This is a genomic window from Neobacillus sp. FW104-15D2 (assembly GCF_058790155.1).
In genome coordinates this window covers 1-23,875 of the sequence record NZ_JBYTCJ010000017.1, presented here as the reverse complement: position 1 = coordinate 23,875, position 23,875 = coordinate 1, and the positions used below count along the sequence as shown (strand labels likewise).

25 protein-coding genes are annotated in these 23,875 nt (G+C 39.9%); 4 read left to right on the top strand and 21 right to left on the bottom strand.

The annotated features are described in order from the left end of the window. Positions 1-488: 488 nt before the first annotated feature. Positions 489-1,022: a YppG family protein gene (locus AC3WR0_RS14310; protein WP_492552945.1), complete on the bottom strand. Its 534-nt coding sequence runs from the start codon at positions 1,020-1,022 to the stop codon at positions 489-491. A 351-nt stretch (positions 1,023-1,373) separates the two neighbouring features. Between AC3WR0_RS14310 and yppF the strand changes: the two genes are divergently transcribed. Continuing rightward, positions 1,374-1,586: a YppF family protein gene (yppF, locus tag AC3WR0_RS14305; RefSeq protein ID WP_492552944.1), complete on the top strand. Its 213-nt coding sequence runs from the start codon at positions 1,374-1,376 to the stop codon at positions 1,584-1,586. Positions 1,587-1,683: 97 nt separating this feature from the next. On the opposite strand, the gene AC3WR0_RS14300 is transcribed toward yppF, so the two are convergent. The 3 genes from AC3WR0_RS14300 to AC3WR0_RS14290 form a co-directional block, all read right to left on the bottom strand. After that, positions 1,684-2,040 carry a YppE family protein gene (locus AC3WR0_RS14300; protein WP_492552943.1) on the bottom strand — a complete coding sequence of 119 codons (357 nt, stop codon included), beginning with the start codon at positions 2,038-2,040 and terminating at the stop codon, positions 1,684-1,686. A gap of 80 nt (positions 2,041-2,120) precedes the next feature. Then, a complete protein-coding gene (locus AC3WR0_RS14295) occupies positions 2,121-2,372 on the bottom strand; it encodes a hypothetical protein (protein ID WP_492552942.1) in 252 nt (83 codons plus the stop codon). A 419-nt stretch (positions 2,373-2,791) separates the two neighbouring features. Then, entirely contained in the window at positions 2,792-3,757 is a 966-nt protein-coding gene (locus AC3WR0_RS14290; RefSeq protein ID WP_492552941.1) for a DUF2515 family protein, read from the bottom strand. Positions 3,758-3,912: 155 nt separating this feature from the next. Between AC3WR0_RS14290 and recU the strand changes: the two genes are divergently transcribed. Then, entirely contained in the window at positions 3,913-4,524 is a 612-nt protein-coding gene (gene recU / locus AC3WR0_RS14285; protein ID WP_492552940.1) for a Holliday junction resolvase RecU, read from the top strand. A gap of 40 nt (positions 4,525-4,564) precedes the next feature. Next, a complete protein-coding gene (locus tag AC3WR0_RS14280; protein ID WP_492552939.1) occupies positions 4,565-7,375 on the top strand; it encodes a PBP1A family penicillin-binding protein in 2,811 nt (936 codons plus the stop codon). Between the two features lie 35 nt (positions 7,376-7,410). On the opposite strand, the gene AC3WR0_RS14275 is transcribed toward AC3WR0_RS14280, so the two are convergent. The 17 genes from AC3WR0_RS14275 to AC3WR0_RS14195 form a co-directional block, all read right to left on the bottom strand. Continuing rightward, positions 7,411-7,932 carry a YpoC family protein gene (locus AC3WR0_RS14275; RefSeq protein WP_492552938.1) on the bottom strand — a complete coding sequence of 174 codons (522 nt, stop codon included), beginning with the start codon at positions 7,930-7,932 and terminating at the stop codon, positions 7,411-7,413. Further along, complete coding sequence (gene nth, locus AC3WR0_RS14270) at positions 7,914-8,582, bottom strand: endonuclease III (protein ID WP_492552937.1); 669 nt, start codon at positions 8,580-8,582, stop codon at positions 7,914-7,916. Before nth ends, AC3WR0_RS14275 begins: the two co-directional genes overlap by 19 nt. A 143-nt stretch (positions 8,583-8,725) precedes the next feature. Then, complete coding sequence (locus AC3WR0_RS14265) at positions 8,726-9,430, bottom strand: DnaD domain-containing protein (RefSeq protein WP_492552936.1); 705 nt, start codon at positions 9,428-9,430, stop codon at positions 8,726-8,728. A 130-nt stretch (positions 9,431-9,560) separates the two neighbouring features. Continuing rightward, positions 9,561-10,766, bottom strand: coding sequence for a pyridoxal phosphate-dependent aminotransferase (locus tag AC3WR0_RS14260; protein WP_492552935.1), 1,206 nt, complete (start codon positions 10,764-10,766; stop codon positions 9,561-9,563). A gap of 19 nt (positions 10,767-10,785) precedes the next feature. Then, positions 10,786-11,268 carry a cell wall elongation regulator TseB-like domain-containing protein gene (locus AC3WR0_RS14255; protein ID WP_492552934.1) on the bottom strand — a complete coding sequence of 161 codons (483 nt, stop codon included), beginning with the start codon at positions 11,266-11,268 and terminating at the stop codon, positions 10,786-10,788. Positions 11,269-11,271: 3 nt separating this feature from the next. Then, positions 11,272-11,442, bottom strand: coding sequence for a YpmA family protein (locus AC3WR0_RS14250; protein WP_492552933.1), 171 nt, complete (start codon positions 11,440-11,442; stop codon positions 11,272-11,274). Between the two features lie 83 nt (positions 11,443-11,525). Then, positions 11,526-14,315 (bottom strand): ATP-dependent DNA helicase DinG, encoded by a 2,790-nt coding sequence (gene dinG / locus AC3WR0_RS14245; protein WP_492552932.1) that lies wholly within the window; start codon positions 14,313-14,315, stop codon positions 11,526-11,528. Positions 14,316-14,454: 139 nt separating this feature from the next. Further along, entirely contained in the window at positions 14,455-14,838 is a 384-nt protein-coding gene (panD, locus tag AC3WR0_RS14240; protein WP_492552931.1) for an aspartate 1-decarboxylase, read from the bottom strand. Between the two features lie 21 nt (positions 14,839-14,859). Next, complete coding sequence (gene panC, locus AC3WR0_RS14235) at positions 14,860-15,714, bottom strand: pantoate--beta-alanine ligase (RefSeq protein ID WP_492552930.1); 855 nt, start codon at positions 15,712-15,714, stop codon at positions 14,860-14,862. Continuing rightward, positions 15,711-16,547: a 3-methyl-2-oxobutanoate hydroxymethyltransferase gene (panB, locus tag AC3WR0_RS14230; protein ID WP_492552929.1), complete on the bottom strand. Its 837-nt coding sequence runs from the start codon at positions 16,545-16,547 to the stop codon at positions 15,711-15,713. The genes panC and panB overlap by 4 nt, the downstream gene beginning before the upstream one ends. A gap of 413 nt (positions 16,548-16,960) precedes the next feature. Beyond that, positions 16,961-17,932, bottom strand: coding sequence for a biotin--[acetyl-CoA-carboxylase] ligase (locus AC3WR0_RS14225; protein WP_492553029.1), 972 nt, complete (start codon positions 17,930-17,932; stop codon positions 16,961-16,963). After that, a complete protein-coding gene (locus tag AC3WR0_RS14220) occupies positions 17,917-19,107 on the bottom strand; it encodes a CCA tRNA nucleotidyltransferase (protein ID WP_492552928.1) in 1,191 nt (396 codons plus the stop codon). The genes AC3WR0_RS14225 and AC3WR0_RS14220 overlap by 16 nt, the downstream gene beginning before the upstream one ends. Then, positions 19,100-20,245 (bottom strand): N-acetyl-alpha-D-glucosaminyl L-malate synthase BshA, encoded by a 1,146-nt coding sequence (gene bshA, locus AC3WR0_RS14215; protein WP_492552927.1) that lies wholly within the window; start codon positions 20,243-20,245, stop codon positions 19,100-19,102. Before bshA ends, AC3WR0_RS14220 begins: the two co-directional genes overlap by 8 nt. A gap of 2 nt (positions 20,246-20,247) precedes the next feature. Next, on the bottom strand, positions 20,248-20,958 hold the full coding sequence (bshB1, locus tag AC3WR0_RS14210) for a bacillithiol biosynthesis deacetylase BshB1 (protein ID WP_492552926.1): 711 nt from the start codon (positions 20,956-20,958) through the stop codon (positions 20,248-20,250). Next, on the bottom strand, positions 20,955-21,371 hold the full coding sequence (gene mgsA, locus AC3WR0_RS14205; RefSeq protein WP_492552925.1) for a methylglyoxal synthase: 417 nt from the start codon (positions 21,369-21,371) through the stop codon (positions 20,955-20,957). The genes bshB1 and mgsA overlap by 4 nt, the downstream gene beginning before the upstream one ends. A gap of 11 nt (positions 21,372-21,382) precedes the next feature. After that, a complete protein-coding gene (dapB, locus tag AC3WR0_RS14200; RefSeq protein ID WP_492552924.1) occupies positions 21,383-22,183 on the bottom strand; it encodes a 4-hydroxy-tetrahydrodipicolinate reductase in 801 nt (266 codons plus the stop codon). A 6-nt stretch (positions 22,184-22,189) separates the two neighbouring features. Next, positions 22,190-22,534: a nucleotide pyrophosphohydrolase gene (locus AC3WR0_RS14195; protein ID WP_027323840.1), complete on the bottom strand. Its 345-nt coding sequence runs from the start codon at positions 22,532-22,534 to the stop codon at positions 22,190-22,192. A gap of 228 nt (positions 22,535-22,762) precedes the next feature. On the opposite strand from AC3WR0_RS14195, the gene AC3WR0_RS14190 reads away from it, so the two are divergent. After that, positions 22,763-23,635, top strand: a complete 873-nt coding sequence (locus tag AC3WR0_RS14190) for a YitT family protein (protein ID WP_492552923.1) — start codon at positions 22,763-22,765, stop codon at positions 23,633-23,635. Positions 23,636-23,875 lie beyond the last annotated feature (240 nt).

Below are 23,875 nucleotides of genomic sequence, written 5' to 3'. Positions count from 1 at the left end.
TCTTTGAAGGGACTATTTTTCGAAAGCGTCTTAAATACATAAAGCGTTATATATCTATTTTAAAATAGACTTGATTCTACTTCCACACTCATTTTCTAAACCCATTTTGATTGGAGGGGAGAGCACGACACTCCTCGAAAATCTACAATTATGCTTTCTTAAAATTTCGTGCGATGTAAATTCCTGGGTGATTCCTTTTGCTACAACATTTCCTTCGTGAGGTGTTGATTCAAAGAGGTTTGTTCAATGTCCTGCGTTATTAGCGTGACAGGTGAAACTCAACAGGCGTATGCGCCGAGAAAAGCGAGGGCCTGGGAACGGAAATCAACAGGCCCTCTCTACTAAAATAAAAAGACTGCAGGCAAGCTCGTTTTAATCGAGTTTGACTACAGTCTGATGCGGCCTGCGGCTGCTTTTTTTCATTATTAATCTTATTTAAATTAAAATTACCTACGAAAGGACCAACAATGATAAAGGTAAAGGAGTTTCTATATCTTAAACATTCCACCAAACCCTTTTACTAGTGAAGATACTTGATTAACAGCATTCATCATTTGACCTGCTGTATTCATCATTTTATTATAATCAACTGATCCATCCTGTGACTTAAAGGAATTCATAAAGCTTTGAAATCCCCCTGGCTGCTTAGGCATCATTCCCTGTTTGGGATAAGGATTTGCATTCATATAAGGATTATATTCCTGATATCCATTTTGCTGGGCATACGGGTTTCCGTAATAATCCTCCTGCGGCTGCAGCGGATTGTGAAACAAAAACTGGGGATCTTTTTGTGAATTAAAATAGGGATTGTTTTGATAACCTTGCATGTTTTGCTGTGGCTGATATGGCTGAATGGCACCATTGTAATAGTTAGGGGGCTGATAATACTGATAATTTTCCTGTGGCTGATAAGGATATGGGGTGTTTCGAAAGAAACCGTTTGGATGGTACGGATTCCCTTGCTGCATTTGCCCCGGGTAATATTGATTGATGTCATATGGTTTATTTTGATTTCCAAACATGGGCAAACATCTCCTCCGCTTTTTCATCAATACAATTTATGAAAGATAGAACCCATGTGTGACTATTTTTTTCGTTAATAAAGATGAAGGTGATTGTTAGTCATTCTGCGACACTTCGCGATCAGCGCTCACATTTCCTTCGTACGCTGCTTATTCGAGGATGCTAGTTTCAATGTCCTTGTAAGATCACACAGGGAGGCATAAATGAGCTTGGCATTTCGAACACCTGTAAATGTTAATGAACCTTATCATAAACATTTGGTGAAAATTGTCGGAAGTTTAAATTTTTTAAAAACTAGAAAAAAAGCTATTTTATGATACAGTAAAAAAAAGATGAAGGAGGAGACAAAGATGGATATTCATGAACTTCAAGCTAGATTTGCAGAAAATCGGGATTACCAGACGAAAGATCCGAATGACTTAATGGCTTTTGCCAAGAAGGCTTACATTCATAATGAAATAACATTCAAGGAATACCGTCAGCTTGTCCGCGAACTAGAAAATCAGGGAGCAGTGCAGCTGGATCAATCAGAAGATAGCCCCCTCATCGAAAGTAAAAATTAAAAAGAATAGGTTATGCTGCTGAAGCACCAATTCTTATCATGTGAAGATTTTTCAGTAAATAAAAAACTAGGGTGCCCACATCTAAGGCACCCTTTTACTATTGTTTTATAGATTCCATCAAAATACTCAGATTATAATCAATTGATTTTGATGCATGTAAAAATTTAGCTCTGCTTGTTTGTGGATAAAAGGCCTGTATAGAAATATTTCCAATATGGTCATGAACTGATTCTATTTGGCTGGAGTGAAAATTTTTGGGCCGATGCGTCGAATACCATTTTAAAGCCAGCTCTTTCCAATCATCACTTGCTGCCTTAACTTCATCTGCAAAGGGCTTCACCTCATTATAAAAATCTCCCTCCAGACCACTTTTTTTCGTTTCCTCATATGTTTTAAGAATTTGACCATTTAATTTTATCAAAGTATCAGTCAGTACACCCAGACGATCTTCCATATATACGTTCCCCTTTTAAAGCCAAAATAAAAGCAGCATTCAAAACGAAAGCTACTTTTCCTTCTTTATATTTTATCTTTTTAAAAACTAAGTTCAAGTCCTAAGCTGTTTACTGTGTGGACTAGCGTTTCACATTGGCGGTCTTGTGTCTCTTTATCTAATGAATCTATTTGCTCCTTAACCGCTTCTATTTTCTTTGCTTCAGTTAAAAATAACTGATTACGCAAGCCGGAAAATGAGGTGTCCAGGAGGTTCTCCAATTCTTCAAGCTGACTGGAGATTTGAGAGATCATAAGTAACACCTGTTCCTTTTGCGATACCGTTTCGTTCATTAATAAAACCTCCTTCATATTCTACAACGAATATTCGCCTTCAATTTCGCCTATCCTTCTACCCTGACAAAACTAGAAGCTATTCGGCAAAGAAAATGGAATTCGATGGCCTATTCTTTTCCATTCGACACGCATAGATTAAGAATGAAAGGCACGAACCTGGGCAAAATAACTTCCGGGAGGTGTTTAAACCATGAAACAGAAGGGTAAGGAAAACAAAACCCAGGCAAGCCGCCAAGATAGCAAAAAAACGGGATATGGGGATAAAAAATTAGTAGGGGAAAATCGTCCAGCTGAGTAATTAATGGGCTTAGGACAAATGGTTACATTCAAAAAGCAAGGGATCCCTTGCTTTTTTTTAACTAATATATATTTTTTGTCTAATATCTTCTATAAACTCTTCTTTTTTAATCCCATATTTAGTAATCCCATACTTTTTGCAGCGACTTAAGGAGCTGAAGCTGATCTCTTTTATGAATATACCAATCAGTCAAATGAATAGGGTGACTGTGTTGGACGGGAAAGTGCATCCAGCTGAAATGAATACGCCTGTCCAAACTCCAATCTCTATATTCATGTCTATGATGTTCTATAACAGGAAAAGTTGCTCTTAGAAAAGGAGTTTCTCTTCTTATTTTTGTCTTAAAATATTGCTCGAAGTCATGCCGTGATCCTGTATGGGGAGTTTTTTCCGCAAATTCAAGGAAATATGGAAAAAGTCTTTGATGGAATAAGATTCTTACCAGCCTCTTTCCTAAATTAATGCGCTTAGAGAGATTCCTAAAGCCATTTACACTCGCTCCATATAACTCCCCGCTACAGGTTGGAAATAAAACACTGCTAAAATGGAGCCAATCCTGAAAGGAAAAAATCAGGGAGCGAAACACTTTGTTTTTATACACCGGATGCTCGATAACTGGTTTTTGTATGACATTTTGTTCATTAATAATAAGTGATGTTGTTAACCGGTAAATATCATTCTGTTCCCAGAATAGCTTCCACTCACGCTGGATAAATGCCGAAACATTAAAATAATTCAAGAGATGAAACAACGGGCGATTAAATTCCGTCGAATATTCATAGATAAGCAATTGGGGGTATACATCGTGAAAAATAAGCCAATTTGCCCTTTCATAGGTAAGGAAAAGCTGTTTTCTTACAGGAGATTCCAGGATCTCAGGAAAAATAGCGCCTTCAAGATCACACATATTCCATCCCCCATTCCTTGAAACCATACTTGCAAGGAATGACCAGATTATTTCTCTATTTTTATAAAAAAACTTAAAGTAAGCATCCGTTCGTGTAATGTTATCAACATTACGTCTGGCGGTTGCCTCTTCTATTTGACGAATTAGCAATTGTTCCTGTATTGTAAGATGATTCATATTGATAATCCCTTTTCCGGCATAATGTTTCCAAGCCTTTAGAGTTAATTCCATTATTCTTATGCTTGCATAGGATGACCACTTATTCCTATTTTATTCAACCGATCGAAGTGTAAATTTGATATGATAAGTAATAGTTTGAAAGGAGCTTATCAATGAAATTTCACTACCCTAATGGAAGAAAATACACTCCAAAGGAATCGGAAAAAAAGCCGAGTTTAAAAATTGAAAAGAAGTTTAGCTATAGTAATAGAGGAATGACGCTGGAAGAAGATTTAAATGAAACAAATGAATTTTACCTTCAACGGGAAATTGCAGTTATTCATAAAAAGCCTACCCCTGTTCAGATTGTCCAGGTGGATTATCCAAAAAGAAGTGCAGCTGTTATTAAAGAAGCGTATTTCAAACAGGCCTCTACTACTGATTACAATGGAATATATAAAGGGAAATATATCGATTTCGAAGCAAAGGAAACACAAAATTCTTCTTCATTCCCCTTGAAAAACTTTCACGAACACCAAATCCGCCATATGAGGGCAGTATTGTCTCAGGGCGGGATTTGCTTTGTTATCCTGCGGTTCACGTCAGAAAATGAACTGTATTGGCTGGAAGCGAAACATTTAATGGTGTTCTGGGAGAGAATGAAAAGCGGCGGAAGAAAATCAATTACCAAGGAAGAAATTCAAGCGGCTGGTTACAGCATTCCGCTTGGTTTTCATCCGCGGATTGACTATATTAAAGTAATAGATAAGCTTTATGACCTTTAAAAAGGATTCAGGTAAAGGTTAGAAAGGAAGGAAAGAGCAAATGGCTGAAAAGTATCAATCAAGAGAAGAACGCCGAAAGAGGCTTAATTCTCAGGGAGGCCAAAAAAGCACAAAGAAAAAAGGCAGCCTTGTGAAAAAGATTTTTCTTTTCCTAGTAGCGCTTGGAATCTTAGGCATGCTTGCCGGAGCAGCAACCTTTGCTTATTTAGTAAAAGATACTCCAAAACTGGATAAGAAATTGTTAAAAGATCCAATCGCGTCCAAAATATATGATAAAGATGGCAAATTTGTTACCGAAGTTGGAGCAATGGACAGCAGGGATTATGTCACTTATGATCAGATTCCTAAAGTTGTTGAGAATGCCTTTATCGCTACAGAGGATGCTCGCTTTTATAAGCATCACGGTATAGACGTAGTGCGTCTTGGCGGGGCTGTTATGGCAAATATAACCCACGGATTTGGCAGTGAGGGCGGAAGTACAATTACACAACAGGTAGTAAAAAACTCCATCCTTACACCGGAAAAAACAATAAAAAGGAAGGTTCAGGAAGCTTACCTAGCCTATCAGCTGGAGCAGCATTATACAAAACATCAAATTCTTGAAATGTATGTAAATAAAATATTCATGTCCGAAAATGCACATGGGGTAGGAACGGCCGCTAAGATTTATTTTGGCAAGGAGCTTAAGGATGTAACCCTTCCTCAAGCTGCAATGCTGGCAGGAATGCCGCAAAGCCCAAATAATTATAATCCGTTTTTGCATCCAGAAACAGCTGAAAAAAGACGCAACATTGTACTCTCATTAATGCATAAGCATGGTTATATCACAAAAACAGAAATGGAAAATGCGATTAAAACGCCGATAACTACAGGACTCCTTCCTGAGGATCAGCGGAAAAAAGATACACATCCATACGATGCTTTTGTTGATGCCGTCATAGAAGAAGTTGAAGACAATGGAAACTTTGATATTTATTCAGATGGATTAAGCATTTATACCACACTCGATCCAAAAGCACAGAAGCATGTGGAGGATGTATTAAACACCAATGACTATGTACAATATCCTGACGATAAATTCCAGGCGGGTGTTACTCTGTTAGATACGAAAACAGGCGAAGTCAGGGCGGTTGGCGGAGGACGGAATCAGCAAAATGTTAAGCGTGCCTACAATTATGCTATGGATATCAAGCGCCAGCCAGGTTCGACAGTTAAACCTATTCTTGATTACGGCCCTGCTATTGAGTACCTTCAATGGGGTACCTACCATATGATTGAAGATAAGAAAATAACCTATACAGGCGGCAAGGAATTTGGAAACTGGGATAATAAATATATGGGCCCAATGACTATCAGAAAAGCACTTGCTTTATCACGTAACACTCCTGCGGTACAAACGCTGCAGCAGGTTGGATTGGATAGAGCTAAGAATTTCGCCATAAATCTTGGCATTCCTCTTAAGGAAATTTATGAGTCATACGCTATTGGCGGATTTGGCGGTAAAACAGGTGGTATTGCCCCCATTCAGGTTGCGGGTGCATATGCAGCCTTTGGAAATAACGGCTATTATACAAAGCCTTATTTTGTTAAAAAGATAGCGCTTCGTGATGGCACCGAAATAAACTTAAAACATGAAACAAAACCAGTTATGAAAGACTATACTGCTTTCATGATCAGCGATATGCTAAAAAGTGTTCTTGAGTATGGTACAGGTACAAAGGCGAGAATCCCAGGCCTCCCAGTAGCCGGAAAATCAGGAACAACAAATTATACCGATGATCAAATGAGGCAATTTGGTATCACAAATAGCCATGACGTTCCTGATGCATGGTTTACAGGATATACCACCAACTACACGGCTTCTGTCTGGACTGGCTACGCAGACCTTAAGAATCCTATCCATGAAGGCAGCGACCAAAAAATAGCACAGGGTATCTTTAAAAGTGTAATGTCCTATGCATCTGAGGATGTAAAAACGGCGGACTTTACTATACCGAAGAGCGTAACGAGAGTACGTGTCGAAAAGGATACTATGCCTGCAAAGCTTGCTGGCCCTTATACACCGGAAGATCGAGTAAGCTATGAATATGCTGTCAGAGGCCACGCTCCAAAACAGGTTTCTGAAAAGTATACCAAAATGGATGCTCCTAATAATGTTAATGCAAAATACGATCAGGGTGCCATCACTTTGAGCTGGGATTATCCTCAAAATGGCAAGGATGTTAAATTCCGTGTTGACGCCTCAAGTGACAATGGCTGGCAGCAAAGTTTTACCGTTTCTGATAAAAGCCTGCAAATTCCTAATGCTGTTCCGGGAAGCTCCTATAAATTCTCTGTGACAGCCATTTCCGGTTCTGATAAGAGCGACTCTGTAACAGCATCAGTAAGTGTTCCTGCCGCGCCTGATACTGGTGACAATAATGGAAACACTGGTGACGGCAACAACGGTAACGGAAATGATAATGGAAACAATGACAATGGTAATGGAAACAATGGCAATGGTAATGGAAACAATGGCAATGGTAATGGAAACAATGGCAATGGTAATGGAAACAATGGCGGAACACCGCCACCTGCTACTAAACCACCTACGGGAGGCGGCGGCACTGGCGGAACCACCGGAGGTACTGGCGGAACTACCGGCGGCACTGGCGGAACTACCGGCGGCACTGGCGGAACTACCGGCGGCACTGGCGGAACTACCGGTGGCACTGGCGGAACTACCGGCGGCACTGGCGGAACTACCGGCGGCACTGGCGGAACTACCGGCGGCACCGGCGGAACTACCGGCGGCACTGGCGGAACTACCGGTACAACAGGAGGAACTACTACTGGCGGAACTGGCCATTAAATTTAAGATCTTAATATAGTAAAAGCGTCCAGCTCTTATAGCCTGGACGCTTTTTTCTTTATAGCTCTTATTGCATTTTGCTTTTTCTGCTCTTCCATTAATTCTCCCAGCTGGATAAAGGAGTGGAATAAACCGGGTCTTGAAATGATAAATCCCAACCTTTCCTCAACATTCACGGGTTTATAAACAAGGATGTTAAAAGGAATTGGAGACTTTATAATAACTGGCCTCTCATTCGTCCAGAACAGGAATTGTAAAAAGACTCCAATTGCCTTTTTCATTGCCGGCAGGATATTCGGTTTATCCCTCCTGCTATGCATTTGATCAAGAGTAACTTTAATTTTTTTCCACTCTGTCAGAAGAATTGGGAGTGCTTCATTCAGTTGCTCCCACGGTTTATATGTATCCTCCCCCAGGAAAAAGAAGATATCATACATAAAATTCTCATGAAGTTCAAGCTCGTTTCTAGATGCCTGGATCATAATTTCCGTTTCTGAAAAGAAAAATGGATTGGATAATTCATCAGGAACTTTTATTTTTATATATTCTCTACCCATGGCTCTTTTCCTTTCATTCTCTTTTTCCCTTCACGGCAAAGCTCCAAAAGCGGACATGTCTGACATTGAGGATTTTGAGCTTTACAATGATAGCGTCCAAAGAAGATTAGGCGATGATGAGTCAGAGACCATTCATCACGCGGCACTTTTTTCATAAGTGTTTCTTCTACTTGGAGCACACTGTCTTTCCAGCGGCAAATGCCAAGCCTTTTACTAACTCTTTCAACATGTGTATCTACTGCGATAGCCGGAATGTCAAAAGCTACAGAAACAACCACATTGGCAGTTTTTCTTCCCACCCCAGGAAGTTTTGTTAGCTCGTCCCTATCACGGGGAAGCTCGCCATTATAATCATCCAGCAGCAGCTGGCAGAGTTTCTGTATGTTTTTTGCTTTATTTCTAAATAGTCCGATAGAACGGATGTCCTGCTGAAGCTCTTCTAGAGGAACTGCCAAGTAATCCTCAGGTTTTTTATACTTTTGAAAGAGTGTGCGTGTAACTTTATTTACTAGAGCATCTGTACATTGTGCCGACAGAGCAACTGCAATAACTAATTCAAAAGGATTTGAATGAACAAGCTCACAATGGGCCTCGGGAAACAATTCCCCCATTTTATCGAGGCAATATCTTATTTGTTTTTGGTTTAACAATCTACTCACCTGCTTTTTGATTCATTATAATAAAGTGATGGAGTATCAGAAGGATAATATAAATCCTGCTCGGTATGACGGATAAACACTCTGTTATTCTTTCTATATACAAAAACGAGAGATAATCTCTCTCGTTTTTGCAGCTACTGCTCGAGCCAATTATATAAGGGAATCGGAGAAGATTTTTGATATTCGTCCTGGTTATTCCTGCCTTGCAGCTGTTTTTGCCGGAATTTACGGCCCTGGTTTCGTGCCTGTTCTATTGTTTTAATTCCGTTCTTCTTCCATTCAAATAAAATACGGTCAATATATCTGAAATTTAGTTTTCCTGACATTACGGCTTCGCGTAATGCTGCTTTGATGATAACTGGTTCGTGGAGGTCATCATCCATCCACATCGCTAGCGATTCACATTCAAATGGTGAAAGTGGCCTGCCAAATTCCTTTTCGAAACATGTGTATAGGTCCATCTCATCTGTGCGTTTTTCAGTGACCTGCTCACTCTTTTGATTGGCTAAAAAGTGGTCAGCTAGTCTTTCCCAGAGAGGCTTTAGTGAATACTTCTCATATCTGATTCCTTCTGGTGTATATTCATCACGGATAATTATGTATCCCTTTTGAATAAGCCTTCTAAGCATATCAGTACAATCAGTCTCGGAAATGGTCATACGGGAGGAAAGCTCTTCAGGAGTAGGGAATTCGTTGCCTTTTTCGATAAAAGCAATCATATTTAATAATAGAACCAGTTCTATTTCATCAAGTTTCATATTTTTATATTGCGATAATAAAACAGAAGGAATCGTAATATTCCCTTCCTCAATCCACGAAAATAAGCTTGTTTTCATCATTATGGCACCTCCTTTTCAGTATACCATGGAACTTGCTAACTAAATAGATGTGAAGTTTAGCCATCTGTGGTACTTGAAAGCAGGAAGCCCGCAGTAGCGGACTCCCCGGTATCAAAAACTAAAAAGGAAATTATTTCTGAACGGAGCTTTTAGATTTTTCTTCTACAAATAGGTGAATCCTTTTAATTGCTTCTTCCAATTGATCAAGCGATGTCGCATAAGACAATCGAATATTATCTGGGGAACCGAAACCTGATCCAGGTATAACAGCTACTTTCGATTCAACGAGCAATGCTTCTGCAAATGCATCTCCATCACTAAATCCAGTTAAGCGGGCAGCTTCTTTTACATTTGGAAACAAATAGAAAGCTCCCTGCGGTTTAACACAGGTAAATCCAGGGATGGATATAAGCTTTTCAAAGATAGTCTCCAATCTGCTCTCAAAAGCCTGCCTCATTTCCTCCACTGCTTCCTGAGAGCCATTATAGGCAGCAATAGTTGCATATTGAGAGGTTGTGGTTGGATTCGATGTACTATGACTTGCAAGGTTGGTCATTGCCTCAATAATATTCTTATTTCCAGCTGCATATCCTATCCGCCAGCCAGTCATGGAGTGGGATTTTGAAACCCCATTTATAACAATGGTTTGTTCTTTTAGTTGAGGAGAAAGCTGTGCAATGGAATAATGTTTAGCATCTCCATAAGTTAATTTCTCATAGATTTCATCAGAGACAATTAAAATGCCTTTATTTAAGCATACCTTTCCAAGTGCAAGAAGTTCTTCTTCTGAATAAAGGACACCTGTCGGGTTGCTGGGGGAATTAATAATAACTGCCTTTGTACGGTCAGTAACCACTTTTTCCAGCTGTTCAGGAGTAATTTTAAAATCATTTTTTTCATAGCCTTCCAAATAAACTGGAACACCGCCAGCCAGCTTAACTTGCTCAGGGTAACTTACCCAATATGGAATGGGGATAATTACCTCATCCCCTTCGTCAAGAATAACCTGGAATAATGTGTAAAGTACATGTTTTGCCCCATTACCTACAATTATTTCATTTGGCTGATATTGAAGTCCCTGGTCACGTTGAAATTTCCCCACAATCGCCTTTTTAAGCGCCGGAAGTCCTGCGGAAGGCGTATATTTGGTATGTCCTTCATGCATCGATTTAACAGCAGCCTCGATAATATGCTGAGGTGTATTAAAATCCGGCTCCCCTGCTCCAAGACCAATTACATTTTCACCCTGTTCTTTTAATTCTTTTGCTTTAGCTGTAATAGCAAGTGTGGAGGATGGAGTTAGTGACTTCACCCTTTGTGCAAGTTTGAATTCCATACTATAGTTCCCCCTCTTATTAAAGGTTTTCAATGCGTTTTACCATTTCACCTGTTTTAAAATCAACACAATAATAGTTTATTAAGTCGCCATCGGAAAGGTAATAGATTTCCCAAAAAGGAATTCCATTTTCCATTCCCAGCTTGGCAGAAACAATTTTTTGTGGAGTTCTCTTTTCTAGAAGTTTCTTTATGGCTTCTTGTCTAGTCAGACCGTTTTTAGCCTTCCTTACAACAACATTACGGCTTTTCTCAGGTACCCAGACAATAACCTTCTGGCCCTTTTTATCAATGCCCTCAAGTACATAAACCGTTTCGACACCATGATATAAGTGGAAATGATCCACTTTATCAAGCTTTATTTTTTTCTCTGCAATTGATATGGCTTTTTCTTCAGCCGATTTCACAGGCTTCATTGCCGTTGCATAAATGGTCCCCGTAATTCCGACTAATACAACAAAAATTATGATAAGTATTGTAATCCACTTTTTCAATTCAATCACTCACTATGTACGATAAATGGTAAAGATGGCTTTTGTTTTGTCTTCCTGATCAAGTGCAAGGCCGAACATGAGATCTTTTTCTTTAAGCGTCCGGTTAAGCGAATCAATAATCTTATATAAGTCAGCACTGTATTGTATTTTAACAGTAGACAGTACCTCTATCTTACTTTCCATTTCAAATTTCCTCCTCTAATTTTTGAAAAAGGAGGGCTTTTTATAAAGCCCTAATAAAATATTATCTTCCCATTATAACAGGATCATAACCAGGAATGAATCCTTTCAATCAATTCATCAATATTTCCTTTTTTTACTTTTATAGGCGGAATGGACTTTAAAAAGTCTCTTCCATAACGGGCGGTAACGATCCTTTTATCAAAAACGACTATAACTCCACGATCCTGTTCAGTTCTGATTAACCTTCCAAACCCCTGTTTGAAACGCAATATAGCTTCAGGAAGTGAATACTCGGAAAATGGATTGCCGCCTTTCTTCTTAATTACATCACATTTTGCCTCTGCAAGAGGATCATCTGGAGAACTAAAAGGAAGTCTAACAATCACAAGGCAGGTTAAATCCTCGCCAGGTATATCAACCCCTTCCCAAAAGCTGCTAGTCCCAAGCAGAATAGCTTTATCGAATTTCTTGAAATTCCGTGTAAGCCTTGATCGGCTTCCGCTAGTAATTCCCTGCGCTATAATGGCAAATTCGTCCAGAAAGCCGCTTTCCTTAATCAACTCGTACGTTTTTTTCAGCATATCCTGTGATGTAAACAGAATCAACATACGCCCCCGTGTGGCTTCTGCAATTGAAATTAGGTGTTCAGTAATGGCTACAACATATTCATCTGTGGGTACTGAATTAATTTCCGGCAGATCATCGGTAATTAAAAGCTGAACTTGTCTTTCATATTCAAATGGAGATGGTATTTGGACTGTACTGCTTGGAATTCCTTTAAGGCCTAATAAGTCGATTATGTAATCGAAAGTCTGGTTAACCATTAAAGTAGCAGATGTCACTACAACAGCTTTCTTCACAGCAAAAAAATTTCTTTCCAGTGAGTCTGCAACAGATACAGGAAGTGCGGAAATTGATGTAGTATTTTGGGGCGAACGGATATCTGTTTCGATCCATTTTACAAGGTCCGAATTATTAAGTATAAGCTCTTGTATATTCGCCTTTAACTTTTCAAGATCCAGCATTAGAGAATGCAGCTCTTCCATATAGCCCTGCTGTTCAAGCGTTAAGTCGAGCCGGTTCTCCAAAATCCAGTCAACTCTGGCCTGAATTGAGGAAATTAGATCTTTTACGAGAAAGACAAAGCGTTCTCCGGAGCTCACTAACGCTAACCATTCTTTCCCTTTATTACTGAATTCGAAACGAGCCTTAATTCTGTTTGAACTTCCTCTTTTTCCTTTTTTAGCTGCGAGTGCCGCAATTTTAAAAAACTCATCCATTTCATAAATACTGTCTGATATAAGCTGATTAACTTCAAAAGTATGGAGAATTTCTCCACTTAGAAAAGTTTCATCATTTAAAAGCTTCTCCATTCGGTAAAAGAGCTGACGCTGTTCGTATAGCCCTAAATGGCTTAACAATAGACGGGTATTTAAATAACCAAGTGTACAGCCCATAAATTTGGCTGCGGCTTTCTCAAATTGATGGCCTTCATCAATAACGGCATATTCATATTCTGGCAATATTGAGTTCCGAGCAGACAGATCTGCCAGCAGCATAGCATGATTGGTAATGATAATATCTGCACCAATAGCAGCTTGTTTAGCCCGCAAATAAAAATCCTTTTCCAGCCATTGGCGGCTGTTTAGAAATACGGTCTCGTCTCCCTTAATCCTGCTCCAGTAGATCATCCCGCCGCTCGATAGATTAAGTTCATCTTTGTCACCTGTTCCTGTTTCAGTAAGCCAGACAAGAATCTGCATTTTAGAAAGCGTTGTATCGTAATTATCATTTTCTTCTCTTAGAGACTGTGCAAATTTTTCCAAACTGATATAATGGCTTCGTCCCTTAAGCAATACAGCCTTAATCCTAAATGGAAGCATTTTTTGCAGCTGGGGTATCTCTTTTGCTAATAATTGCTCCTGCAGTTGGATGGTATGAGTGCTTACAACCACACGGTTATTTGTCAGCCTGCTAAAATAAGCAGCTGGCAATAGATATCCTAGTGATTTCCCAACACCGGTACCAGCCTCAATTAGTGTATGTGTATTTCCATTGAACGCCTCGTAAACCTTGTCCATCATTCTGTATTGGCCCAGTTTTAGCTCAAAGTCCGGGATGTGTTTTTCTAAAATAGCGGTCTTTTCCTCTTTAGTTTCAGGAAAGAAGAAAAATCCTTCTGATTGTTTTTCTGTTATAATTTGTTTCCTTATTGCAATCCCATTAAATATTTCAATATTACCAGGGAGAATATTACTCTGTCTGTTTTTTTCATCAAGCATCTCTTCCATAAACTGCTCAAGGTCACTTTTAAGTCCGCCTGCGAGCATAGAGAGCTGAAAAAGTGTATGTACGGGAAGCTGATTAAGCTTTTCCATTAAAATCAAGAGGAGCTCAGCAGTAACGAGAGCATCACTATCAGCCTGATGGGGTCTGTCGTGCATTAGGTCATGCTGATCAGCAAGATCCGTAAGTTTGTATCCATCTGCCGTAGGATATAATATCCTTGCCAATTCTACTGTATCAAGAATAGGGCCGTAAAAGCCTTCGTAACCTTCGCTGACCAATTCCTCCTGGAGAAAGGAAAGATCAAACAGTACATTATGGGCCACAAAATATGCATCCTCAAGCAGCTCCATAACCTTGGGAGCTATTTCGGAAAAAGAAGGTGCATCTTTCACCATGTCACTATTTATTCCAGTTAATTCCTCTATAAATGCAGGTATATCAACATTCGGATTAACAAAAGAAGAAAACTGATTTGTAATGGTACCATTTTCAATGACAACTGCTGCAAATTGAATGATCCTGTCGCCTTTCTTTGGAGCATTTCCTGTTGTCTCCAGATCAATTACAACAAATTTGTTCAACATCCTTCTAACACCTCAATCATTCATCATTCAAACGGTACCATAAAAAGAAAAAAAAAGAAAAGATTATTGGTTAAATGTTATTTTCTACAACAGTATAAATTATAATTATACTAAAAGAAAAAACCCCCTAAGAAGGGGATTACATAATCGTGTGAGCCGGCTCAGCATGAAGAAGCTGCATAATTTCATTATTTTCTCCCATTATAGCAACCTTTGGTTTATGACTACCCACTTTTTCCTCAGGAACCATAATATAAGAAATGATAATAACGGTATCTCCAGGCTGTACAAGCCGGGCGGCAGCCCCGTTCAAGCAGACTACGCCGCTTCCTCCCTCACCGGGTATAATATAGGTTTCAAGGCGGGCGCCATTATTGTTATTAACAATTTGTACCTTCTCATTGGGAATCATCCCTACTGCATCAAGAATGTTTTCATCTATTGTAATGCTTCCAACGTAATTTAAATTAGCTTCCGTTACAGTAGCACGATGTATTTTTCCGTTCATCATGGTGCGGAGCATAACTACTAATCCCCCCTTAAGTTATTCATTGTTGACGGTCATAATAATATTATCAATGAGCCGTACCCTTGAGAATTTTACAGCAATGGCCATTATAATAGATCCTGAAGCTATATCAATCGGCTTTAATTCCGGATAGCTGTAAATTTCCACGTAATCTATTTTTCCTTGTGATTCATTTAAAATAATGGTTTCAATGATCTTCTTCAGCTTGGGAATGGACCTTTCGCCTTCCTCGATTGCTGACCGGGCTTTTTGAAGACTTCTATAAAGGGCAGCGGCCTGTTCTCTTTCGTGGGGATCAAGATTAACATTACGGGAGCTTTTAGCCAGCCCATCTTCTTCCCGGACAATATCTATTGGAACCAATTTAATAGGAAAATTAAAATCCTTTATTAAGCCATCAATTACTGCAACCTGCTGAGCGTCTTTTTTTCCAAAATAGGCTCTTGTTGGCATAATAATGTTAAAAAGCTTAGTTAGAACAGTAGCTACACCATCGAAATGCCCTGGCCTCGATTTTCCGCATAGGACATCTGTACGGTCCTTAACAATTACAGATATTGATGCTTCACTAGGATACATCTCCGCAACAGATGGATAAAATAAGAAATCAATTTTTTCCTTTTCAGCAAGGCTCCGATCCCGTTCAAAGTCGCGTGGATACGTTGTAAAATCTTCATTAGGTCCAAATTGAAGCGGGTTAACAAAGATACTCAATACCACAACTTCATTATCTTTACGGGCATTCCTGAGAAGTGTTAAATGTCCTTCATGCAAAAAACCCATAGTTGGAACAAAACCAACTGACTTTTTTTCAGTTCTAACCTGTTGAACGATTTCCTGCATCTCTTGAACTGTAGTAATTACCCTCATTTTACTCCTCCGTATAAACCTTTTAGCTCTTCTTCCTTCATCGTAAAGGAATGCTGGTCTTCAGGAAATCTGATATTTTTAACTTCCGAAACGTAGGATTGAATCGCTTCAAGTATTTGCGGTTCCAGCGAAACGTATTGCTTTACAAACTTTGGCACCCTGGTAACTCCATACGTAAGAATATCATGGTAAACAAGCACCTGGCCGTCGACTTCCATTCCTGCCCCAATTCCGATTATAGGAATGGAAAGGCTGGAAGAAATTTCGGCTGCAAGCTGTTTAGGAACACATTCAAGAACGATTGCAAAGGCCCCTGCCTCCTCGCATTTTCTTGCATCATCTATCAGCTTTCTTGCAGCAGCTGCTTCCTTCCCCTGGACCTTATAGCCCCCAAGTACACCTACCGATTGTGGTGTCAGCCCCAAATGGGCACAAACAGGAATTCCGGCTTTTGTAATTGAAGAGATCTTTTCAATAACTTCGTCTGCTCCCTCAAGCTTAACCGCATTTGCGCCTGTCTGCTGGATAATACGGCCTGCGTTGGCCAAAGTGTCTGAAATGGAGAGGTGATAGCTTAAAAATGGCATATCAACAACGATAAAGGTATCCTTAGCACCTCGTTTAACAGCTTTGCCATGATGAATCATATCTTCAACTGTAACAGGGACGGTTGAATCATATCCAAGGACTACCATTCCCAGGGAATCACCAACAAGAATGCAGTCGACCCCGCCATGCTCAGCTTGCTTAGCTGAAGGATAATCATAAGCAGTTAACATGACAATTTTTTCGTCTTTTTCTTTCATTTTTATGAAATCGGTTGTTTGCTTCATACTTTATTCCTCCTTTTTTAGAAGAGGTAATAAAACAATAATTGAGTAATTTGTTTTAGTCTCTGTTAAGGAGCAGACATTGTTCTTGCCTGTTGATTTCCACTCCCGGCACTCGCTTTCCTCGGCTCTATGCGCCTGCGGAATCTGCCTTGGCCCGATTTTCCCGCTGGAGTTAAACAACAGTAATACTTAACAGAGTTTGCACTAAAAACAAACAAAGGGATCCTGCTGAAGGCAGAGGATCCCTAATACTCATGTAAATGTTTCATCCCTCTGTCCTGGTCCGGCTACGGATCTAGGCAGAAACTATATTTAAATATGTTTAAAGTACATTAGGTGCAGCTCCCCAGGATACCGCCCAATCGAATTATAGCAAATATAGGTGAAAGTTGGCTAGCAGGAATAATAGAAAATTAAATTTCTATATCTGCTGAATAGACATGATGGATAACGCCATCCTTATCCTCAATCTTTAAGACTCCATCATCTGTAATCCCTAAAGCGCGCCCTTCTATAACGGAAGTGAGTGTCCGGGCTCTTAACTTTTTCCCAATACTCACTGCATAGCTTTCCCATAAAAGCTTTATTGGTAAAAAACCATTTTCCAGGTATATGGAGTAAAGCTTTTCTAGCTGAGCAAATACACTTTTGATTAATTCTGTCCTCGAGACTGCTTCCCCCTTTTCAATTAGAAGCGATGTAGCCGTTTGTTCAATATCCTCGGGGAAAGCCTCTTGATTTACGTTAATTCCAATCCCAATAATTACGGAATTAATCCTGTCTGCTTCAGCCTGCAGTTCAGTAAGAATACCCGTAACCTTCCTGCCATTGATGAGGATATCATTAGGCCATTTAATTTCCGGAACAAGCCCTGTGACTTCTTCCATCGCCTGAACCACAGCTACAGCAGCAAGCAGTGTCAATTGAGGCGCACGGGCCGGCAGGATATTAGGCCGCAGAATAATGCTCATCCATATTCCGGTGAATTTTGGTGAATGCCACTTCCGGTCCATTCTCCCCCTTCCACTTACTTGCTCTTCGGCCACAACAACTGTTCCTTCCGGAGCATCATCATTGGAAAGTTGATGGGCTATTTTTTGAGTAGAACCGGTACTTTCCTGATAATCGATATTTCTGCCGATGAAACTGGTTTTCAAACCAAGCCTGATTTCATCTTCTGTCATCCTGTCAGGTGTATGTAAAATCCTATATCCTTTTCTTCTTACTGCTTCCAATTGAAAGCCCTCTTTCCTTAATTCCTCCATATGCTTCCATACAGCAGTCCGGGAGCAGCCTAGAAGCTCTGCAACAGCCTGTCCTGACAAATAGGAGTCACCTGCATCGGTAAAAGCATCGAGAAGCCTTTTTCTTAGCTCTGATTGCACTTTTTCAGCCACCCCCTTATCTCTTCCGTATTGTTCTCCAAGAGGCCATTTAAAACAGCTCGCTCGACCATCTCAATCATTTCCTTTACCCAGGGACCCCCCGGTTTTTGAAACCATTCCATTAGAAGGTTTCCACTAATCCTAAGATCAGAGCGTTTTTTAATTGGCAATGCGTCATAAGCCTCTTCAAGCCTTTTCACGGCATTCAGATCCCTGGTACCGGCAACTTTTTCAAAAAGCCGATAAGCAGAAATAATTCGCTCCTTACCGGCCGAATAAAGGTCCATCAATTCAAATTCCCTATCCAATCTTTTGGTAAAAAAGAATACAAGAGTTTGAATCTCTTTTATTTGTCTGGTCGGCAGCTTCCATTCTTTCAAAAAGGAGGTGGCTTCTTCTTTAATACAATATAAAAGCAGTGCCCACATCTCATTAAGTGTTAAATCTCCGCAAGCAACCTCTGAGAGTCTGTTAAGGTTTGTTCCTTTGCCGGCCAAACCTGGCAGGTAGGAATAAATATCTGAATCCACAAGTAGCGCCAGGGCATTTTGCCGATTCTTACCTTTAAGAAGTTTTTCAAATTCAGCCGTCTTTCGTTCCACAGCTATTTTTTGCAGGAGCTTTCCATTTATCTTTAAGGCATCAAAAGTTCCCTTATCAATGGCAAAAGAAAGCTGACTGACAAAACGGACAGCTCGCATCATCCGAAGGGCATCCTCGCCGAAACGTTGTTCAGCTATTCCAACTGTCCGAATCATTTTTCGCTGAATGGATTTCTGACCTTCAAAGGGATCAATTAATTTTCCCTCTGCCGACATTGCAATAGCATTCATGGTAAAATCACGGCGCTGCAAGTCTTCTCTTAAAGAACGAATAAAAGAAACCTCCTTCGGTCTGCGAAAGTCCTCATACTCAGCTTCCGATCTAAAGGTAGTGATTTCATATGTTTTTTGGTTGTGAAAAACCAGAACAGTTCCATGTTCAATCCCAACATCTGCTGTTTTATGAAAAACACTCTTTACTTCTGCCGGGGTGGCGGAGGTAGCAATATCCACATCACTAATAGGTCGCTGCAAAAGATAATCTCTGACAGACCCGCCAACAAAATAAGCATCGTATCCTGCCTCGATCAGCTTTTTCAAAACAGGAACAGCTTCTTGAAAAGGTTTAATCATAGACTTCCCCTCTGCCTAAGAGCTTAAAATATAAATCTTCATATTGCCCTACAATGACATCCGCTCTGAACTTTGTCCGGACCGTTTCTAATGCATTAGAAGAAAGACGCTGATGAAGCTCAGGATTTTTTAGCAGCATAATTGCTTTATTGGCTATATCTTCAATATCACCCAGATTACAAAGATAGCCGGTTTCTTCATGGTCAATTACTTCTGGTATGCCCCCAACTTTAGTACCTATACATGGAACACCGCATGCCATAGCTTCAAGTGCAACAAGTCCGAAGCTTTCCTTTTCCGATAACAGGAGCATTAAATCACTGATTGAATATAATTCTTCCAGATTTTCCTGCTTGCCAAGCAATAAAACCCTATCCTTTAAACCAAAATCACCAACAAGTTTACAGACACTCTTCATTTCAGGGCCATCACCCACTAGCAAGAGCTTTGAAGGGACTTTTTCTGCTATTTTTGCAAACGATCTTACTATGTCCTTAACACGTTTTACAGGACGGAAGTTCGAAACATGGATAACAACCTTTTCATCTTCCTTTATTCCGAACTCTTCCTTTAAATGCAGAAAATCGCCTTTTTGATAAACTCTTTCATCGATAAAATTATAAACAGTATCAATTTGTTTATCTGGATTAATCAATTCATAGGTTTGGCTTACTAGTGAATTGGAGACTGCAGTTACTGCATCAGATTTCTCGATTCCAAATTTAATGGCATCTGATAGTGAAGGATCGTATCCCAATACTGTAATATCCGTTCCATGTAAAGTGGTTACTATTTTCATATCCCGGCCGCTCATCTGCTTTCCTAAAATAGCACAAACGGCATGGGGTATTGCGTAATGCGCGTGGAGTATATCCAGCTTTTCTCTGTTTATCACTTCAGCCATTTTACTGGCAAGAGCGATATCATATGGAGGATATTGAAAAACAGAGTATTGGTTGACTTCCACCTGGTGGTAGTGAATATTATGATAAACTCGTTTGAGGCGAAAAGGGAGGCTAGACGAAATAAAATGTATTTCGTGTCCCTTTTCGGCGAGCAGTTTTCCCAGTTCAGTAGCAACCACCCCAGATCCTCCAACAGTTGGGTAACAGGTAATGCCTATCTTTAACTTCTTCATTTCTATTCTCCTAATAAATCACGATTTAACAGGGGAGGATTTTTGGTTTTAAATCCTTCCGCGTATTGAACTCCAGCCTGTTTGCCAAAAAGCCGCTCTCTCGATTCAACCGTCTCGACGTATCCGTTCGTCAGCGGGGTATCAACACTCTCATCATTTTTTACAAACTGGCTCACATATGCATTTAACGAAGCTATCTTTTTATCCATATATTCCGATACATCAACCAAAAAATCGGGGTGATGGAACCCGTTAATCATATAAAAGTGAACATTTTTTGCACGGTGAGGTTCACTGTTACCAGTGGTTTGATATTTTTTTATTCCGGCGGAGAAAACAGCCTCTTCAACAATCCTTGCACAATTCCCATGATCTGGATGGCGGTCCTGGAAATAAGGCGCAAAAACCAACTTTGGTTTGTACTGCCTTATAACCTCCGCAACCCTCATTATGTATTCTTCTAATAAAAACAGCCCCCTGTCGGGAAGCCCTAGTGAAGTTCGCTCGCTAACACCAAGAATCTCTGCCGCCTTTGCGGCCTCTTCTTTTCTTAATTCTACCGTTCCGTTTGATGATAGATTTGCGTATGTTAAATCGCAAATAGCAACCTTTTTTCCTTCTGCAGAAAATTTGGCTATGGTGCCTGCCATGCCAATTTCAACATCGTCGGCATGGGCACCAAAGCATAAAATGTCATAATCGTAGCTTATCATTGACTCTCACCTTTATTTTCATTACGAAGCTCGCGCCATTCCAGCATACCTTCCTCAACGCCTCTAATAAGAATTTCAGCTGTCCCCATGTTGGTAGCAAGCGGAATGGAGTAAACATCACATAACCTCATTAATGCCGAAACATCCGGTTCATGGGGCTGGGCAGTAAGCGGATCCCTGAAAAAGAAAATTGCATCCATTTTATTTTTCGCAATCATTGCCCCAATTTCCTGGTCTCCCCCTAGAGGGCCGGATTGAAATCGATGAATAGACAAGCCAGTAGCTTCCTGGATTCTTGTACCGGTTGTTCCCGTGGCGTATAGGGTATGCTCAGAAAATATCGCTTTGTAGGCAGTAGTGAATTGTACAAGATTATCTTTTTTCTTATCATGAGCGATTAGCGCAATATTCATTTACATAACCCCTATTCTAGAATATTTTCAAGTCCATATACGAAAGTATCCAGTTTCATTACTGTTTCAACGGCAATTTTCACACCTGACATAAAGGAACCTCTGTGATAGGAATCATGGCGGATTGTGATCGTTTGGCCATCAGATCCAAACATCACCTGCTGATGCGCAATTAAACCAGGCAGTCGAACAGAATGTATTCGCATTCCATCATAATCTGCTCCCCTTGCGCCTTGGATAGTTTCTTTTTCATTTGGATGGCCCTGTTTTTTTGCTTCACGTACCTGAGAGATCATTTCAGCTGTTTTAACTGCGGTGCCAGATGGAGCATCCAATTTTTGATCATGATGCATTTCAATAATTTCTACATCATCAAAATATTTAGCAGCCATCCTGGAAAATTTCATCATAAGAACAGCACCGATTGCAAAATTCGGAGCAATGATGCATCCAAGGCTTTTCTCATTGCAGATGGATTCAAGCTCCTTTAGATCTGATTTTGAAAAACCTGTTGTCCCTACAACGGGGCGCATTCCATATTCAAGTGCCGTTTTCGCATGGTACATTCCGGTTTCAGGAGTTGTCAGGTCAATCAATACATCTGCTTTGGCTTCCTGAAAGCAAAGCTCAATATCCGTATAAATAGGAACATCAATATTTTGAAACCCATCAAGGTCACTAAGTTTCATACCATTGTTCTTTCTGTCCAAGACAGCTGTCAGCTCAAATTGGTCTGTATTTTGAACTAGATATACAGCCTCTTTTCCCATTCTGCCACGAGGGCCGGCAATTACTATTTTGATTTTTTCCATGTTTATTCACTCCATATTGTCAGGATTAATTTTAGTCCAGCGGTCTTTATCTCTTGTATTAAATTTATTCATTACATAGTCATGAGCCTCTTCAAGGTCGATATTCTGTGAGTTTGCAAAACAAATTATAACAAATAGCAAATCACCTAGTTCTTCCTCGACTGTTTTTTCGGCTTCATTAGATTTCTTTGGTTTCTCACCATAATAATGGTTTACTTCCCTGGCCAATTCTCCCAGTTCTTCTGTCATCCTTGCCATCATGGCAAGCGGACTGAAGTAACCTTCTTTAAATTGGCTGATATATGTATCTACTTCCTTCTGCAGCTCCTGCAGCGATTTTCCTTTACCCATTCTGTAACACCCCAAATTCTCTATGCAATGCACTCAAAATCTATATACCTTTTCCTAAATCCTAAGGTACTCGGCTTTTCTTTCATGTTAGCTAAATTAAGAACTATTTACAAATATTTTCGTTCCGTTTTCTAAGTGTTGCTTTTTGTCAATTGATATAGGACAATCAATCCTTTATAATAAAAAACGCTTGCTTTGAGAAAATTATGGGAAAAAGGAGGAAGGACAATGATTTTTGGCCTGAGACTAAAAAATACTTTCTTTATACTGATTGGGGCTGCGATTCTTTCCTTTGGCCTGGTAAATTTCAATATGCAGAACCATCTTGCAGAAGGAGGATTTACCGGGATTACTCTTTTATTATTCTTTATGTTTAAATGGAATCCTTCCTATATAAATCTAATCTTAAACATTCCCCTTTTCTTTATAGGCTGGAAACTGCTAGGAAGGAAATCATTCCTTTATACTTTAATCGGAACCGTCGGTGTTTCAGTATTTTTATGGATTTTTCAGCGAAACCCAGTTCATATGCCTCTCTATAATGACATGACCCTCGCAGCATTGTTTGCAGGAGTAGCAGTTGGGGTTGGACTTGGAATCATTTTTCGCTATGGAGGAACAACAGGCGGGGTTGATATTATAGCAAGGCTTGTCCATAAATATGCCGGATGGAGCATGGGCAGAACAATGTTCTTATTCGATGCAGCAGTGATTGCTATTTCGCTTTTAACCTATTTGAATTACCGGCAGGCAATGTATACTTTAGTCGCTGTGTTCGTTGGGGCAAGAGTAATTGACTTTATGCAGGAAGGTGCATATGCGGCAAGGGGTGCCATGATTATCTCAGATAATAATGAAGAGATTGCCAAAAAAATTATGGATGAAATGGACAGGGGAGTTACCGCTCTTAGAGCATACGGATCCTATACCAAAAGTGAACGGGATGTATTATATTGCGTAGTTGGCCGCAATGAAATAGTACGGCTAAAAAATATTATTAACTCAGTTGATCCACATGCTTTTGTTTCCGTAAACGCAGTACATGATGTAGCTGGAGAAGGATTCACACTTGACTCGGATAAAAAGCCAATAGAAAACTAATGAGCATACGGGCCTAGATATTGTCCTGTGGACAAAACTACTTGAAAAGCAGTCAAAACATCCTTCATCCAGGCAATGAAGGACTAAAATCTGCAAGAAACCATTAAAATTGTCTTTCATACAATCGATGAAGGACTAAATTCCTTAAAAGAAAACTCATAGAAAATCGAGTAGAGGGAAAATAATTTAATTATTTTCGCCCCTCTCACACCACCGTACATACGGTTCCGTATACGGCGG